At 70.0% G+C, this 13,311-nt stretch carries 14 protein-coding genes and 1 pseudogene; 13 read left to right on the top strand and 2 right to left on the bottom strand.

Annotated features, from left to right (window positions below; all coding sequences use genetic code 11):
* From RJ1_RS43240 to RJ1_RS43230, 3 genes and pseudogenes are all read left to right on the top strand, one after another.
* Positions 1–909, top strand: a pseudogene (locus RJ1_RS43240) (primosome assembly protein PriA); the annotation flags it as partial.
* Between the two features lie 86 nt (positions 910–995).
* Positions 996–1,652: a PadR family transcriptional regulator gene (locus tag RJ1_RS43235; protein WP_073370517.1), complete on the top strand. Its 657-nt coding sequence runs from the start codon at positions 996–998 to the stop codon at positions 1,650–1,652.
* 98 nt (positions 1,653–1,750) lie between these two features.
* Positions 1,751–2,728: an esterase/lipase family protein gene (locus RJ1_RS43230; protein ID WP_073370515.1), complete on the top strand. Its 978-nt coding sequence runs from the start codon at positions 1,751–1,753 to the stop codon at positions 2,726–2,728.
* Between the two features lie 61 nt (positions 2,729–2,789).
* On the opposite strand, the gene RJ1_RS43225 is transcribed toward RJ1_RS43230, so the two are convergent.
* Positions 2,790–2,996 carry a hypothetical protein gene (locus tag RJ1_RS43225; protein WP_073370512.1) on the bottom strand — a complete coding sequence of 69 codons (207 nt, stop codon included), beginning with the start codon at positions 2,994–2,996 and terminating at the stop codon, positions 2,790–2,792.
* Between the two features lie 250 nt (positions 2,997–3,246).
* Here RJ1_RS43225 and fmt point away from each other — a divergent pair, with 250 nt between their 5' ends.
* The 3 genes from fmt (at position 3,247) to RJ1_RS43210 (ending at position 6,568) form a co-directional block, all read left to right on the top strand.
* Positions 3,247–4,170, top strand: a complete 924-nt coding sequence (fmt, locus tag RJ1_RS43220) for a methionyl-tRNA formyltransferase (protein ID WP_073370525.1) — start codon at positions 3,247–3,249, stop codon at positions 4,168–4,170.
* Positions 4,167–5,594, top strand: coding sequence for an RsmB/NOP family class I SAM-dependent RNA methyltransferase (locus tag RJ1_RS43215; protein WP_073370510.1), 1,428 nt, complete (start codon positions 4,167–4,169; stop codon positions 5,592–5,594). Before fmt ends, RJ1_RS43215 begins: the two co-directional genes overlap by 4 nt.
* A 116-nt stretch (positions 5,595–5,710) precedes the next feature.
* A complete protein-coding gene (locus tag RJ1_RS43210; RefSeq protein WP_073370508.1) occupies positions 5,711–6,568 on the top strand; it encodes a mycofactocin-coupled SDR family oxidoreductase in 858 nt (285 codons plus the stop codon).
* A 62-nt stretch (positions 6,569–6,630) separates the two neighbouring features.
* On the opposite strand, the gene RJ1_RS43205 is transcribed toward RJ1_RS43210, so the two are convergent.
* Positions 6,631–6,969: an MmcQ/YjbR family DNA-binding protein gene (locus RJ1_RS43205; protein WP_073370506.1), complete on the bottom strand. Its 339-nt coding sequence runs from the start codon at positions 6,967–6,969 to the stop codon at positions 6,631–6,633.
* A 58-nt stretch (positions 6,970–7,027) separates the two neighbouring features.
* On the opposite strand from RJ1_RS43205, the gene rpe reads away from it, so the two are divergent.
* The 7 genes from rpe to uvrC all read left to right on the top strand — a co-directional run.
* Entirely contained in the window at positions 7,028–7,711 is a 684-nt protein-coding gene (gene rpe / locus RJ1_RS43200) for a ribulose-phosphate 3-epimerase (RefSeq protein ID WP_073370503.1), read from the top strand.
* A gap of 28 nt (positions 7,712–7,739) precedes the next feature.
* Positions 7,740–8,792 carry a bifunctional diaminohydroxyphosphoribosylaminopyrimidine deaminase/5-amino-6-(5-phosphoribosylamino)uracil reductase RibD gene (gene ribD / locus RJ1_RS43195; RefSeq protein WP_083400412.1) on the top strand — a complete coding sequence of 351 codons (1,053 nt, stop codon included), beginning with the start codon at positions 7,740–7,742 and terminating at the stop codon, positions 8,790–8,792.
* Positions 8,793–8,803: 11 nt separating this feature from the next.
* Positions 8,804–9,412 (top strand): riboflavin synthase, encoded by a 609-nt coding sequence (locus tag RJ1_RS43190; RefSeq protein ID WP_073370500.1) that lies wholly within the window; start codon positions 8,804–8,806, stop codon positions 9,410–9,412.
* Positions 9,413–9,492: 80 nt separating this feature from the next.
* On the top strand, positions 9,493–10,746 hold the full coding sequence (locus tag RJ1_RS43185; RefSeq protein WP_009480441.1) for a bifunctional 3,4-dihydroxy-2-butanone-4-phosphate synthase/GTP cyclohydrolase II: 1,254 nt from the start codon (positions 9,493–9,495) through the stop codon (positions 10,744–10,746).
* Positions 10,743–11,234 carry a 6,7-dimethyl-8-ribityllumazine synthase gene (gene ribH, locus RJ1_RS43180; protein ID WP_073370497.1) on the top strand — a complete coding sequence of 164 codons (492 nt, stop codon included), beginning with the start codon at positions 10,743–10,745 and terminating at the stop codon, positions 11,232–11,234. The genes RJ1_RS43185 and ribH overlap by 4 nt, the downstream gene beginning before the upstream one ends.
* Before the next feature lie 13 nt (positions 11,235–11,247).
* Entirely contained in the window at positions 11,248–11,700 is a 453-nt protein-coding gene (locus RJ1_RS43175; protein ID WP_073370495.1) for a PH domain-containing protein, read from the top strand.
* A gap of 67 nt (positions 11,701–11,767) precedes the next feature.
* On the top strand, positions 11,768–13,311 hold a 1,544-nt coding region (gene uvrC, locus RJ1_RS43170), incomplete at its 3' end, for an excinuclease ABC subunit UvrC (RefSeq protein WP_073370520.1).

Raw genomic sequence — 13,311 nt, 5'->3', positions numbered from 1 at the left:
GTGCTGGTCCAGGTACCCCGGCGCGGATACGTGCCGAGCCTCGCGTGCGGCAAGTGCCGGGCGCCCGCCCGGTGCCGACGCTGCAACGGTCCTCTGGCTCTGCCGTCCGCCCCGGGCCCGGACGGGGCGGGGACACCCGCGTGCCGGTGGTGCGGTATCGCGGACGCCGCGCACCGCTGCCACGCGTGCGGCGCGCGGGCGCTGCGGGCCGTCGTCGTCGGAGCGGGACGCACCGCCGAGGAACTCGGACGCGCGTTCCCCGGCGTCGCGGTCCGGATGTCGGGCGGTACGGACGTCGTCGACGAAGTGAAGCAAGGCCCCACCCTGGTCGTGTCGACGGTCGGGGCCGAACCGGTGATGCCGGGTGGCTACGGCGCCGCGCTGCTGCTCGACGGCTGGGCGCTGCTCGGCCGTCCCGACCTGCGCGCCGCCGAGGAGACCCTGCGGCGGTGGATGACGGCGTCGTCCCTCGTGCGCCCGTTCGCGGACGGCGGTCAGGTGGTCGTGGTCGCGGATTCCGGCATCCCGACGGTGCAGGCGCTGGTCCGCTGGGATCCGGTCGGGCATGCGCGCGCACAGTACGAGGAAAGGGCGGAGGTCGGGTTTCCGCCCGCTATCCATCTGGCGGCGATCGACGGCAGCGCGAAGGCGATCGCCGAGCTTCTGGATCTCGCCGAACTGCCGGGGAACGCGGAGTTGCTCGGCCCGGTCGAGCTGCCGGCGGGGGAGCGGTTGCCGTTCTCCGGCGATGCGCCGGAGCCGGCGGATGTGGAGCGCATGCTGATCCGGGTGCCGCGCGGCGAGGGGAAACCGCTGGCCAAGGCGCTGGGCGAGGCGCAGGCGGTGCGTAGTGCGCGCAAGGACTCACAGCCCGCCCGGGTTCAGATCGACCCGATTCGCATCGGGTAATTGACCACCGTCACAGAAATAGGCCTTGCCGACTCGCTATTGCCGATATATCGTTGATGCATCAGCGATACAGAAGGAGGCTGATGATGGAAGACTTCCATTTCGAACACAGAGGTTCCCGACGGGAACGATTCGGACGCGAACGGACGGGACGACCCGAGGGTCCGCACCGTCACGGACACCGGCGAGGCCGCTTCGGTCCCGAGGGTGATCCCGGCTTCGGTCCGGGCATGCACTTCGGCCGCGGCCGCGGCCGCGGCGGACGGGGACGGCGCGGCGATGTCCGCTCCGCGATACTGCTGCTGCTCGCCGACGAGCCCATGCACGGCTACGAGCTGATCCAGCAGATCGTCGAACGCAGCGACGGGGTGTGGAAGCCCAGTCCCGGCTCGATCTACCCCGCGCTCTCGCAGCTCGAGGACGAGGGGCTCGTGCTCATCGAAAAGGTGGCCGGCCGCAAGACCGCGCGCCTGACGGACGAGGGCAAGGCCTTCGTCGAAACGAACAAGACCGAACTCGGCACCCCGTGGGACGACGTCCGTGAAAGCGTCGGCCGGCCGGCCGAGGACCTGCGGGGTCTGATCGGGCTGCTGATGGGTGCCGCCGGACAGGTTGCCGCGGTCGGCGACGACGACCAGGTGCGGCGTGCCGGCGAGATTCTCACCGAAGCGCGGCGCGCGCTGTATCGGCTTCTCGCGGAAGACGATCAGGGCGAAGCGGGCAAGGATGCGACCGACTCGTAGGGCGCCACACCCCACCGGCGGCTCGCCGTCTCGACGCGACAGCGCGTGCACATTCTGGGAAAGTTCACAGAAATGTCAGCGCGAAGTCGGGAGAGATCATGAGGTTTCGGGGTGCCGGTGCGGTCGTCGCGGGTGTCGTCCTGCTGATGTCCGGCGCAGTGTCCACCGCTCGCGCGGACGATGCCTCACCGCCCCAACCCGTCGTTCCCGCCACTGCCGGGCTTCCGCAGACCGGGCGTAGCGCCGCCGCGGCGTACGCGCACGAGCACCCGGGCAGTGCCCCGGCGGGATCGAACGACTTCTCCTGCACGCCCTCACCTGACCATCCCGAGCCGGTGGTACTCGCGCACGGCACGGACGCCAGCGCCTACGCCGACTGGGCGGCCTTGTCACCGATGCTCGCCGCGGACGGCTATTGCGTCTTCGCACTCAACTACGGCGGAGCGCCGGGTGCCGATTCGTACGGCACCGAGGACATCGTCGCGAGCGCGGAGGAGTTCGGCCGGTTCGTCGACCGGGTACGCGACGCGACCGGCGCCGCCAAGGTCGACACCGTCGGATACTCGCAGGGCGCGAACGTCACGAGGTACTACGTCAACAAACTCGGCGGCGCCCCGTTCGTCGACCACTGGGTGGGGCTGGCGTCCCCCAGCTACGGCGGAGTGATGTACGGCCTCGTTCCGATCGTGCAGGCAGTTCCCGGCGGACCGGACTTCGCCCGCACGGTGACGTCGGTCGCGGTGAGCCAGCAGATGCAGAACTCGCCGTTCATGAATGCACTCAACACGGGCGGTGACACCGTGCCCGGCGTCGCGTACACCACGATCGGTTCGCGGTACGACGAGATGATCCAGCCGTACACGAACATGGTGTTGCACGGCGCCGGGGCGGAGAACATCCTGATCCAGGATCGATGCCCCGAGGACGGCACCGGACATTTCCGGGCTCCCTACGATCCGTTCGCGCTCGATCTGGTCCGGTCGGCGCTCGATCCCGCCGCGACCCCGCTCACCCGGTGCGAGTTCGTCCCGGTCGGCGCGGGCATCCCGGAGGTGATCGTCGACAGCAACCGGTAGGTCCCACACAGAAGCGGGGAGCCGTGCACCGCACGGCTCCCCGCTTCTTCGTGTGTGGCTGCTACTCCGCCAGCTTGGCGACCGCCTGCGCCCACAGGAAGTATTTGTTGGTCCCGAGGTCCTTTACGGTCTTGATGTTGAACGCAGCGGCCAGATGTTCGGCATCGGAATCGCTCACGCCCTGCAAGGCGGCGACGGGGGCACTGGCCAGTTCTTCGATGGGCTTCGTCTCGTACGCCTTGTCGAACTTGCTCTCAATTCCTGCCATCGTTACCTCCAGAGGATCGAAAACGGGACACCGGCCCGACCGTTCGCGCCGGCCTCAGAACAGTCAATACCCGTCCGCCGTCGCTGTGGGCGGTTCGGCGGAATCGTTTCCCCCGACTGTTCGCCGAGTGTTATCGCCGGAGTCCGACTCCCTAGACTGGTCGGCACAACGTCGATCAAAGGGGAGCTTTCTTCGTGAGTATCGTTTCGGCCCGCGCAGCGGTCCACCGTCCGTCGTGTGGGTCGCCGACGTGCGCATAGTCTTCGCCGGAACCCCGGAGCCCGCAGTTCCCTCACTCGAACGGCTGATCCGGTCGCCGCGGCACGAGGTCGTCGCGGTGATCACCCGCCCGGACGCCGTGGCCGGCCGTGGACGCAAGGTGGTCCGCTCGCCGATCGGTGAACTCGCCGACTCCCACGGCATCGAGGTGCTGACCCCGGAGCGGCCCTCGGAACCGGAGTTCCTGGCGCACCTGACCGATCTCGCGCCCGAGTGCGCCCCCGTCGTCGCCTACGGCGCCCTGCTACCGCAGAAGGTCCTCGACATCCCGGTCCACGGCTGGGTCAACCTGCACTTCTCGCTGCTGCCGGCCTGGCGGGGCGCCGCCCCCGTGCAGGCCGCGATCGGGGCGGGCGACGACATGACTGGCGCGAGCGCGTTCCGGCTCGAGGCAGGGATGGACACCGGGCCGGTCTACGGCGTGGTCACCGAGCGGATCCGCGACACCGACACCGCCGGCGATCTCCTCGGGCGACTGGCCGACAGCGGTGCCGTGCTGCTGGAATCGGTCCTCGACGGGATCGAGGACGGCGCGATCACCGCGGTCCCCCAATCGGCCGACGGGGTCTCGCACGCACCCAAGGTGACGGTCGAGGCGGCCCGGATCCGGTGGGACAGAACAGCTGCGGTCGTCGGCCGGCACGTCCGGTCGGTGACCCCCGCGCCGGGCGCCTGGACGACCATCGGAGATCTGCGCGTCAAGGTCGGCCCCGTCACCCCGACGGAGGAGCGGCTGGAGCCGGGCGAGATCTCCGTCACCAAGTCCGGATTCCTGATCGGCACGTCCACCGTGGCGGTGCGGCTCGACCGCATCCAGCCGCAGGGCAAGAAACAGATGGCCGCCCTCGACTGGGCGCGAGGCGCACGACTCGACGCGGAGGTACGGGCACAATGAGCGAATCCAGAAGACCCGCACGCCGCGGCCAGTCCGGCTCGGGGGCCCGCAACAATCGTCCCCGGCAGGCGCGCCGCCCCGACGCATCCCAGTCGGGGCTGGACCAGCCGCGGCTCGCTGCCCGGGACGTGCTGCGCGCCGTCCGGGAACGGGACGCCTACGCCAACCTCGTGCTGCCCGGACTGCTGCGTGAGCGGCGCCTCGACGGCCGTGATGCCGCCCTCGCCACCGAGCTGGCCTACGGTGCGGCCCGTGCGCGCGGGCTCCTCGACGCCGTCATCGCCGACTGTGCGGGCAGGCCGATCGGCGAGATCGACGGACCGCTCCTCGACGTCCTCCAGCTGGGCGCCTATCAGCTGCTGCGCACGCGTGTGGCCCCACACGCCGCCGTCGCGACGTCGGTCGACCTCGTCCGCGCGGAGGCCGGCCCGGGCAAGGCGGGCTTCGTCAACGCCGTGCTGCGCCGGGTGTCGGAACGGTCCGAGGCGGAATGGGTGGAGCGACTGGCTCCCGCCGATCCGGTGGGGCGGCTGGCGTTCGAGCACGCCCACCCCACGTGGATCGCCCAGGTGTTCGCCGACGCGCTCGGCCCCGCCGCCGGTGAACTCGAGGACGCCCTCGTCGCCGACGACGCCCGCCCGGCGGTGCATCTCGTCGCGCGCCCGGGGGAGATCTCCTCCGAGGAGCTCGCGCTCGCGACCGGCGGCGAGGTCGGCCGGTACTCGCCGTACGCGGTTTATCTGGACGGCGGCGATCCCGGTCTGCTCGACGCCGTCCGTGAGGGGCTCGCCGGGGTGCAGGACGAGGGTAGCCAGCTCGTCGCTCGCGCGCTGTCGCTGGCGCCGCTGAACGGTCCGGACACGGGCCGCTGGCTCGACCTGTGCGCGGGACCGGGCGGCAAGGCCGCTCTGCTCGGCGCTCTCGCGGGTATCGAGGGCGGTCGCCTCGACGCCGTGGAGCCGGTGGCGCACCGGGCGGACCTGATCCGCAAGACGACGAAGGAACTTCCGGTGGATGTGCACGTCGCGGACGGCCGGGATTCCGGGCTCGAGGGCGGGTACGACCGGATCCTCGTCGACGCTCCGTGCACCGGGCTGGGTGCGTTGCGTCGCCGACCGGAGGCCCGGTGGCGCCGGCAGCCGTCGGACGTGGCGGGTCTGGCGAAACTGCAGCGGGAACTCCTTGCGTCGGCGGTCGAGCTGGTGCGTCCGGGCGGGGTGATCCTGTATTCGACGTGTTCGCCGCACCTCTCGGAGACGGTGGCGGTGGTCGCGGACGCGGTGCGCCGCCACGGCCTCACCGCACTCGACACGCGTGAGCTCGTCCCCGGCGTCCCGGATCTGGGGGAGGGGCCGAGCGTCCAGCTCTGGCCGCACCGGCACGGTACCGACGCGATGTTCATGGCCGCGCTGCGTAAGCCGTAGCGCAGTCGGACCCTTCGCCGGCTTCTCGATAGAACGTGTTTCACTTTTGTTGTGAAACGTGTTCTAATTCTTCACGCGACAGCGACGTACGTTCCGAAGCGAGTGGAGGACTTCAGATGAATCGGGTAGCGGGGAAAGTCGTTCTGATCACCGGAGCGGCACGGGGTCAGGGGCGTAGTCACGCAGTGCATCTCGCCGACGAGGGCGCCGACATCATCGCCTTCGACCTCTGCGAGGACATCGCATCCAACGAGTACCCGCTGGCGACCGAGGCCGACCTCGAGGAGACCGGACGGCTCGTCGAGAAGGCCGGGCGACGGGTCGTCACCGCCAAAGTGGACGTGCGCGACCGCGCCGCGCTGAAGCGTGAACTCGACGCCGCAGTCGCGACGCTGGGGCGACTGGACGTCGTGGTCGCCAACGCCGGGATCGCACCGCTCGGGAACGACGTGCCGGTCCAGGGATTCGTCGATGCGTTCGACGTCGACTTCGTCGGCGTGATCAACACGATCCACTCGGCTCTCCCACACCTGGATGCCGGCGCGTCGATCATCGCGACCGGATCGGTGGCCGGGCTGGTCCCGCAGACCGGGCTGAACGGCCAGCAGGCACTGCAGGGCCCGGGCGGCGACGGCTACGGGCTGGCCAAGAAGATGCTGTGGACGTACACCACGTCGCTCGCGCTCACCCTGGGCCCGAAGTCCATCCGCGTCAACGCGATCCACCCCACCAACTGCAACACGGACATGCTGCAGAGCCCGCCCATGTTCCGCACGTTCCGCCCTGACCTCGAGAACCCGACCGCCGAGGACGCGAAGGTCACGTTCCCGTTCATGCAGGCGATGCCCACCCCGTGGGTCGAGCCGGAGGACATCTCGCACGCCGTGGTGTTCCTGTCGTCCGACGAGTCCCGGTTCGTCACCGGTCAGCAGCTCCGGGTCGACGCCGGGGCGGGCCTCAAGCTCGGCGTCTGACACGCCGATCCGATGAGGGTCCGGGCCGGTGTGCGGGCGCCGCCCGGGCCCTCGCTTTTTCGTCAGATCTGGTCGAACTGCTTGCGCAGCTTCGCCGGAGCCTTGATGCGCCAGGCGTCCCGCAGCAGTTCGGTGAGCTGCGTGAGGTCCACCTGCTCGAGGTCGACGAGGATCGAACCGTGCCCGTCGTAGTGCGGCGTCGTGTAGAACGGCGCGCCCTCGGCCAGGAGGGCAGCCTTCTCGTCGAGGTCGCACATCACTACCAGGCCCCCGTCCGACTCGGCCCGCAACCGGGCCAGCAACTTGCCCGCCACCTTCAGCGCCGGCGTGCGATACGAGGTGCTCTCCTGCACCTCGGGCAGCGAGTCACCGATCGCCACGACGTCCGTCCAGGTCGGCATGAGCCCAGTATGGACCGCGTGATCCGGCCCGCATCCGCATACGACTAAACTTCGGCGCGTGGCAACCCCGATGATCGCACCGTCCATTCTGTCTGCCGATTTCGCGCGTCTCGCCGAGGAGGCGGACGCGGTCGCCGGCGCCGACTGGCTGCACGTCGACGTGATGGACGCGCACTTCGTGCCGAACCTGACCCTCGGCCTTCCCGTCGTGCAGAGCCTGCTCGCGGCGACGGACATCCCGCTCGACTGCCATCTCATGATCGACGATCCCGGCCGCTGGGCCCCGCCCTATGCGGAGGCGGGCGCCCACAACGTCACGTTCCACGCGGAGGCGACCGACGACCCACGGTCCGTGGCCCGGGACATTCGTGCCGCCGGGGCCAAGGCCGGTCTCAGCGTCAAGCCCGGCACCCCGATCGAGCCGTACCTGGAGATCCTGAAGGACTTCGACACCCTCCTCGTGATGAGCGTCGAACCCGGCTTCGGTGGGCAGTCGTTCATCCCGGAGGTCCTGTCCAAGGCGAAGGCCGTTCGCCGTCTCGTCGACTCCGGTGAGCTGAGGCTCGTCGTGGAGATCGACGGCGGCATCAACGCCGATACCGTGGAGGCTGCCGCCGAGGCGGGCGTCGACTGCTTCGTCGCCGGCTCCGCCGTCTACGGCACCAGCGATCCCGCGGAGGCCGTGCGTGCCCTGCGCGCCAGTGCCGCCCAGGCGTCGCCGCACCTGACCCTGTCCCGGTAGTGGCGCCCGGCCCATCGTGAGCTCCCACGTGCGACACGAGAATTCGGCTGCGGACCTCGACGCGGCGATGCAGATCGCCATCGGCGCCGCAGAATCGGCGCGCGGGTTCACCAGCCCGAACCCCGCGGTCGGGGCCGTCGTTCTCGACTCCGCCGGACGCATCGCCGGTGTGGGGATGACGCAGCCTCCCGGCGGTCCCCACGCCGAGATCGTCGCGCTGCGGGAGGCCGGTGACGCCGCCCGCGGAGGCACCGCCGTCGTCACGCTGGAACCGTGCAACCACCACGGCCGGACCGGACCGTGTTCGCAGGCGCTCCTCGACGCCGGTGTGGTCGCGGTGCACTACGCGGTGGGCGATCCCAATCCGGAAGCCGCCGGCGGCGCGGAAACCCTCGTGTCGGCGGGCGTCGAGGTGACGTCCGGGCTGCGCGCGCAGGACGTCGAACGCGGCCCGCTCCGGGCGTGGCTGCACCGGCAGCGCACCGGCCGTCCGCACGTGACGTGGAAGTACGCAGCCACGCTCGACGGTCGCAGCGCGGCCGCGGACGGCACCAGCCAGTGGATCACCGGTCCCGAGGCCCGGGAACGCGTCCACGCCGACCGGGCGAAACTCGACGCGATCGTGGTCGGCACGGGAACGGTGCTGGCCGACGACCCCCGGCTCACGGCCCGGATGCCGGACGGGTCGCTCGCCGCGCATCAGCCGGTCCGCGTCGTCGTCGGCCTCGGGGACATCCCGCCGGACGCCCGGGTCCTCGACGACTCGGCGCCCACCCTGCTCCTGCGCACTCACGACGTGGACGAGGTCCTCTCCGCACTCGCCGAGTACACGGACGTGCTGCTCGAGGGCGGGCCCCGGCTGGCGGGCGCGTTCCTCTCCGCGGGCCGGGTCGACCGCATCCAGGCGTACCTCGCCCCGCTGGTGCTCGGCGCCGGCGCGGCCGCGGTCTCGGAGGCCGGAGTGCACACGATCGACGGTGCGCTGCGGTTTCGTCACGAGTCGGTCGAAACAATCGGCCCCGATCTGTTGTTGAGTCTGGTTCCAGCAGTGTCCGAAAACCCTGACAGCCCCCAAACGTAGGAGAAGCCACAGTGTTCACCGGGATCGTCGAAGAATTGGGTGAGGTCGTCGCCAAGGAGGAACTGGCCGACGCCGCACGGTTCACCGTGCGAGGTCCGGTGGTGACTTCCGATGCGTCGCACGGTGATTCGATCGCGGTGAACGGTGTCTGCCTGACCGTCGTCGAGGTGCTGGCCGACGGCTCCTTCACGGCCGACGTGATGCAGGAGACGCTGGACCGGTCGAGCCTGCAGAAGCTCGACGTGGGCAGTCGCGTCAACCTCGAGCGGGCCGCCGCCCTCAACAGCCGCCTCGGCGGTCACCTCGTCCAGGGCCACGTCGACGGCACCGGGCACATCATCAGCCGCAGCCCGTCCGAGAACTGGGAGGTCGTGCGCATCGCGCTGCCCGACGCCATCTCCCGGTACGTCGTCGAGAAGGGGTCGATCACGGTCGACGGTGTGTCGCTGACCGTGTCGGCGCTCGGCGGGGATCGTGGCGAGGAGTTCTTCGAGATCTCCCTCATCCCGACCACGCTGCAGCTGACCACGCTCGGGACGGCGTCCGTCGGCACGCCGGTCAATCTCGAGGTCGACGTGATCGCGAAGTATGTGGAGCGGCTGCAAGCGGCCGGTCGCTGAGTCGTACTGTTGAGGAGCATCCCACGGATGCAACCGTTGTATTCGAAGATGCGTCAGTCAAGACTTTGGAGACCGAGCACGTGACCAGGTTCGACAGTATCGAGCGCGCCGTTGCGGATATCGCCGCAGGCAAGGCTGTCGTCGTCGTCGACGACGAAGACCGCGAGAACGAGGGAGACCTCATCTTCGCCGCGGAGAAGGCCACCCCCGAGTTGGTGGCCTTCATGGTTCGATACACGTCCGGCTATTTGTGTGTGCCGCTCGACGGGGCCGACTGCGATCGCCTGGGCCTGCCCCCGATGTACGCCACCAATCAGGACAAGCACGGCACCGCGTACACCGTCACCGTCGATGCCCGTGAGGGCATCGGGACCGGCATCTCCGCGTCCGACCGCGCCGCGACCATGCGATTGCTGGCCGATCCGTCCAGCGGCGCCCAGGACTTCACCCGGCCCGGCCACGTGGTGCCGCTGCGCGCGAAGGAGGGCGGCGTGCTGCGCCGTCCCGGTCACACCGAGGCCGCCGTCGATCTGGCCCGGATGGCGGACCTGCGGCCGGCGGGGGTGATCTGCGAGATCGTCAGTCAGAAGGACGAGGGTCACATGGCCCAGACCGACGAGTTGCGGGTCTTCGCCGACGACCACAACCTCGCGCTGATCTCGATCGCCGATCTGATCGCGTGGCGCCGCAAGCACGAGAAGCACGTGGAGCGGGTCGCGTCCGCGCGGATCCCGACCCGGCACGGCGAGTTCACGGCCGTCGGGTACCGGAGCATCTACGACGACGTGGAGCACGTGGCGCTGGTGCGTGGTGATCTGCCGGGTCCGGACGGCGACGGCAGCGACGTGCTGGTGCGGGTGCACTCCGAATGCCTCACCGGCGACGTGTTCGGTTCGCTGCGGTGCGATTGCGGTCCGCAGCTCGACGCCGCCCTGGACATGGTCGCGCAGGAGGGCCGCGGTGTGGTCCTGTACATGCGCGGGCACGAGGGCCGGGGCATCGGGCTGATGCACAAGCTGCAGGCCTACCAGTTGCAGGATGCGGGTTCGGACACGGTCGATGCGAACCTCGAGCTCGGCCTGCCCGCCGACGCCCGCGACTACGGCATCGGCGCGCAGATCCTGGTGGATCTCGGCATCTCCTCGATGCGCCTGCTGACGAACAACCCGGCCAAGCGGGTCGGTCTGGACGGCTACGGGCTGCAGATCACCGAGCGGGTGTCGATGCCGCTGCGCGCGAACGCCGAGAACCTGACGTACCTGCGCACGAAGCGCGACCGCATGGGGCACGACCTGATCGGGCTCGACGACTTCGAAGCGGGAGAAATGCTGTGAGCGGAGAGGGACTGCCCGAACTGCAACTCGGTGAGGCGGGCGACCTCCGGCTCGCCATCGTCGCCGGCAGTTGGCACGCGGAGATCTCCGAGGCGCTGATCGCCGGTGCACAGCGGGTGGCGGCCGAGGCGAACGTGAAGAACGTCACGCTGGTCCGGGTGGCCGGCGCCATCGAGCTTCCGGTGGTGGCGCAGGCGCTGGCCCGCAGTCACGACGCCGTCGTCGCGCTCGGCGTCGTCATCCGCGGTGGGACGCCGCACTTCGAATACGTCTGCGACGCCGTCACGGCCGGTCTGACCCGGGTGTCGCTGGACGAGAGCACCCCCGTCGGGAACGGGGTGCTCACGACGGACACCGAGCAGCAGGCCATCGACCGCAGCGGCCTGCCCGGCTCCGTCGAGGACAAGGGCGGTCAGGCGTGCGCGGCCGCGCTCGACACCGCCGTCACACTGGCGCGACTGCGCCGCGTCGAGGAGTCCTTCGCATGATCCGGATCCACCCATGACCGCGCCCGACTCCGAGTGGACCCTCGTCGCGAAGCCCCGCAAATCGCGGCGCTACGCGATCGGGGTGGCGATCTTCCTCGTCGTCGTGCATGTGACGTTCGCGATCCTGCTGCGCGGTGATGCGACGGGCGTGTACTTCCGTCTCGCCGACCAGTTGGCGTTCGCCGGCATCGGCTGCCTCCTCGCGGCGGCCGTGCTGCTGCTGACCCGGCCGAGGCTGCAGGTCGGGCCGCGGGGCATCGCCGTGCGGAACGTGCTCGGTGAGCGCATCGTCGAATGGGACCTCTACGAGGGGTTGTCCTTCCCGGACGGTGCCGCGTGGGCCCGGATCGAGCTGCCCGACGACGAGTACCTGGCCGTGATGGCCATCCAGTCGAACGATCGCGAGTACGCCGTGGAGGCCGTCGACCGGTTCCGCGCACTCGCATCGGAGTACGCGCGCTCCTGACCGGGGAACGGACCTGCGCGGTGTCGCGGATGCAGGGTTGGTCGGTGCCGCCGACTAACGTGGAGGAGTGCCCGATCCTTCGACATATCGCCCCGCGACCGGAACCATTCCGGTTGACCCGGGGGTGTACAAGTTCCGCGATCCGCACGGCCGGGTCATCTATGTCGGGAAGGCGAAGAGCCTCCGTTCACGGCTGAATTCCTATTTCGCCGACGTCTCGACGCTGCACCCCCGCACCCGCCAGATGGTGACCACCGCCGGCAGCGTCGAGTGGACCGTGGTGAGCACCGAGGTCGAGGCTCTCCAGCTCGAGTACAACTGGATCAAGGAATTCGATCCGCGGTTCAACGTCCGCTACCGCGACGACAAGACGTACCCGGTCCTCGCCGTCACCCTGAACGAGGAATATCCGCGGCTGTTCGTCTACCGCGGGCCCCGGCGCAAAGGGGTCCGCTACTTCGGCCCCTACTCGCATGCGTGGGCCATCCGCGAGACGCTCGACCTGCTGCTGCGAGTGTTCCCCGCCCGCACCTGCTCGGCCGGGGTGTTCAAGCGGCACAACCAGATCGGCCGCCCCTGCCTGCTCGGCTACATCGACAAGTGTTCCGCGCCGTGCGTCGGACGGGTGTCCGCGGCCGAACACCGCCAGATCGTCGAGGATTTCTGCGACTTCCTGTCCGGACGCACCGACAAGCTCGTCCGTGAACTCGAGGCCCGCATGCAGAAGGCGTCCGAGGAACTGGACTTCGAAACGGCGGCCCGCCTGCGCGACGACGTGGGAGCACTGCGGCGGGCGCTCGAGAAACAGGCCGTCGTCCTCGGCGACGGCACCGACGCCGACCTCGTCGCGTTCGCCACGGACGAACTCGAGGCCGCGGTCCAGGTGTTCCACGTCCGCGGCGGTCGCGTGCGCGGACAACGCGGCTGGGTGGTCGAGAAGGCCGGCGACGTCATCGACTGGGCCACCGTCGATTCCGAGGCGGGATCGGACCTGCCGCTGCTCGTCGAGCAGTTCCTCACCCAGTTCTACGGTGAGCAGGCGGCGCTGTCGGGTGCGACGGACCAGGAAGTCGGCACCAGCGGCGTGCCGCGGGAGGTGCTGGTGCCCGTGCTGCCACCGGACACCGAGCAGGTGCAGGAGTGGCTCAGCGGGCTCCGCGGATCCGCGGTCCGCCTGCGCGTGCCGCAGCGCGGCGACAAGAAGGCTCTCGCCGAGACCGTGCAGCGCAACGCGATGGAGGCACTGGCGCAGCACAAACTGCGCCGCGCCGGCGACTTCACGTCGCGGTCTGCGGCCCTGCAGGGCATCCAGGAGGCCCTCGACCTGGATTCGGCGCCCCTGCGGATCGAGTGCGTCGACATCAGCCACGTGCAGGGCACCGACGTGGTGGCCTCGCTCGTCGTCTTCGAAGACGGTCTGCCGCGCAAGTCCGACTACCGCCACTACGCGATCAAGGAGGCCGCGGGCGACGGCCGTTCCGACGACGTCGCCAGCATCGCCGAGGTCACCCGGCGGCGCTTCCTGCGGCACAACCGTGACGTCGGGGTGCTGCGGGCGGAGGCGGCCGGGGCGGATGCCGACCGGGTGTCGGGCGGGGACGGCGGCGACCT

The organism is Rhodococcus jostii NBRC 16295, assembly GCF_001894825.1.
Lineage (GTDB): Bacteria > Actinomycetota > Actinomycetes > Mycobacteriales > Mycobacteriaceae > Rhodococcus_F > Rhodococcus_F jostii.
The sequence above is the reverse complement of the archived record's forward strand: the minus strand, read 5'-3'. Positions and strand labels throughout refer to the sequence as shown.

What these genes read in the sequence shown, in the direction of transcription:
- RJ1_RS43235 (WP_073370517.1), top strand. Translation starts at nt 996, where the DNA reads ATGGAAGACTTCCATTTCGAACACAGAGGTTCCCGACGGGAACGATTC.
- RJ1_RS43230 (WP_073370515.1), top strand. Translation starts at nt 1,751, where the DNA reads ATGAGGTTTCGGGGTGCCGGTGCGGTCGTCGCGGGTGTCGTCCTGCTG.
- RJ1_RS43225 (WP_073370512.1), bottom strand. Translation starts at nt 2,996, where the DNA reads ATGGCAGGAATTGAGAGCAAGTTCGACAAGGCGTACGAGACGAAGCCC.
- RJ1_RS43215 (WP_073370510.1), top strand. Translation starts at nt 4,167, where the DNA reads ATGAGCGAATCCAGAAGACCCGCACGCCGCGGCCAGTCCGGCTCGGGG.
- RJ1_RS43210 (WP_073370508.1), top strand. Translation starts at nt 5,711, where the DNA reads ATGAATCGGGTAGCGGGGAAAGTCGTTCTGATCACCGGAGCGGCACGG.
- RJ1_RS43205 (WP_073370506.1), bottom strand. Translation starts at nt 6,969, where the DNA reads ATGCCGACCTGGACGGACGTCGTGGCGATCGGTGACTCGCTGCCCGAG.
- RJ1_RS43175 (WP_073370495.1), top strand. Translation starts at nt 11,248, where the DNA reads ATGACCGCGCCCGACTCCGAGTGGACCCTCGTCGCGAAGCCCCGCAAA.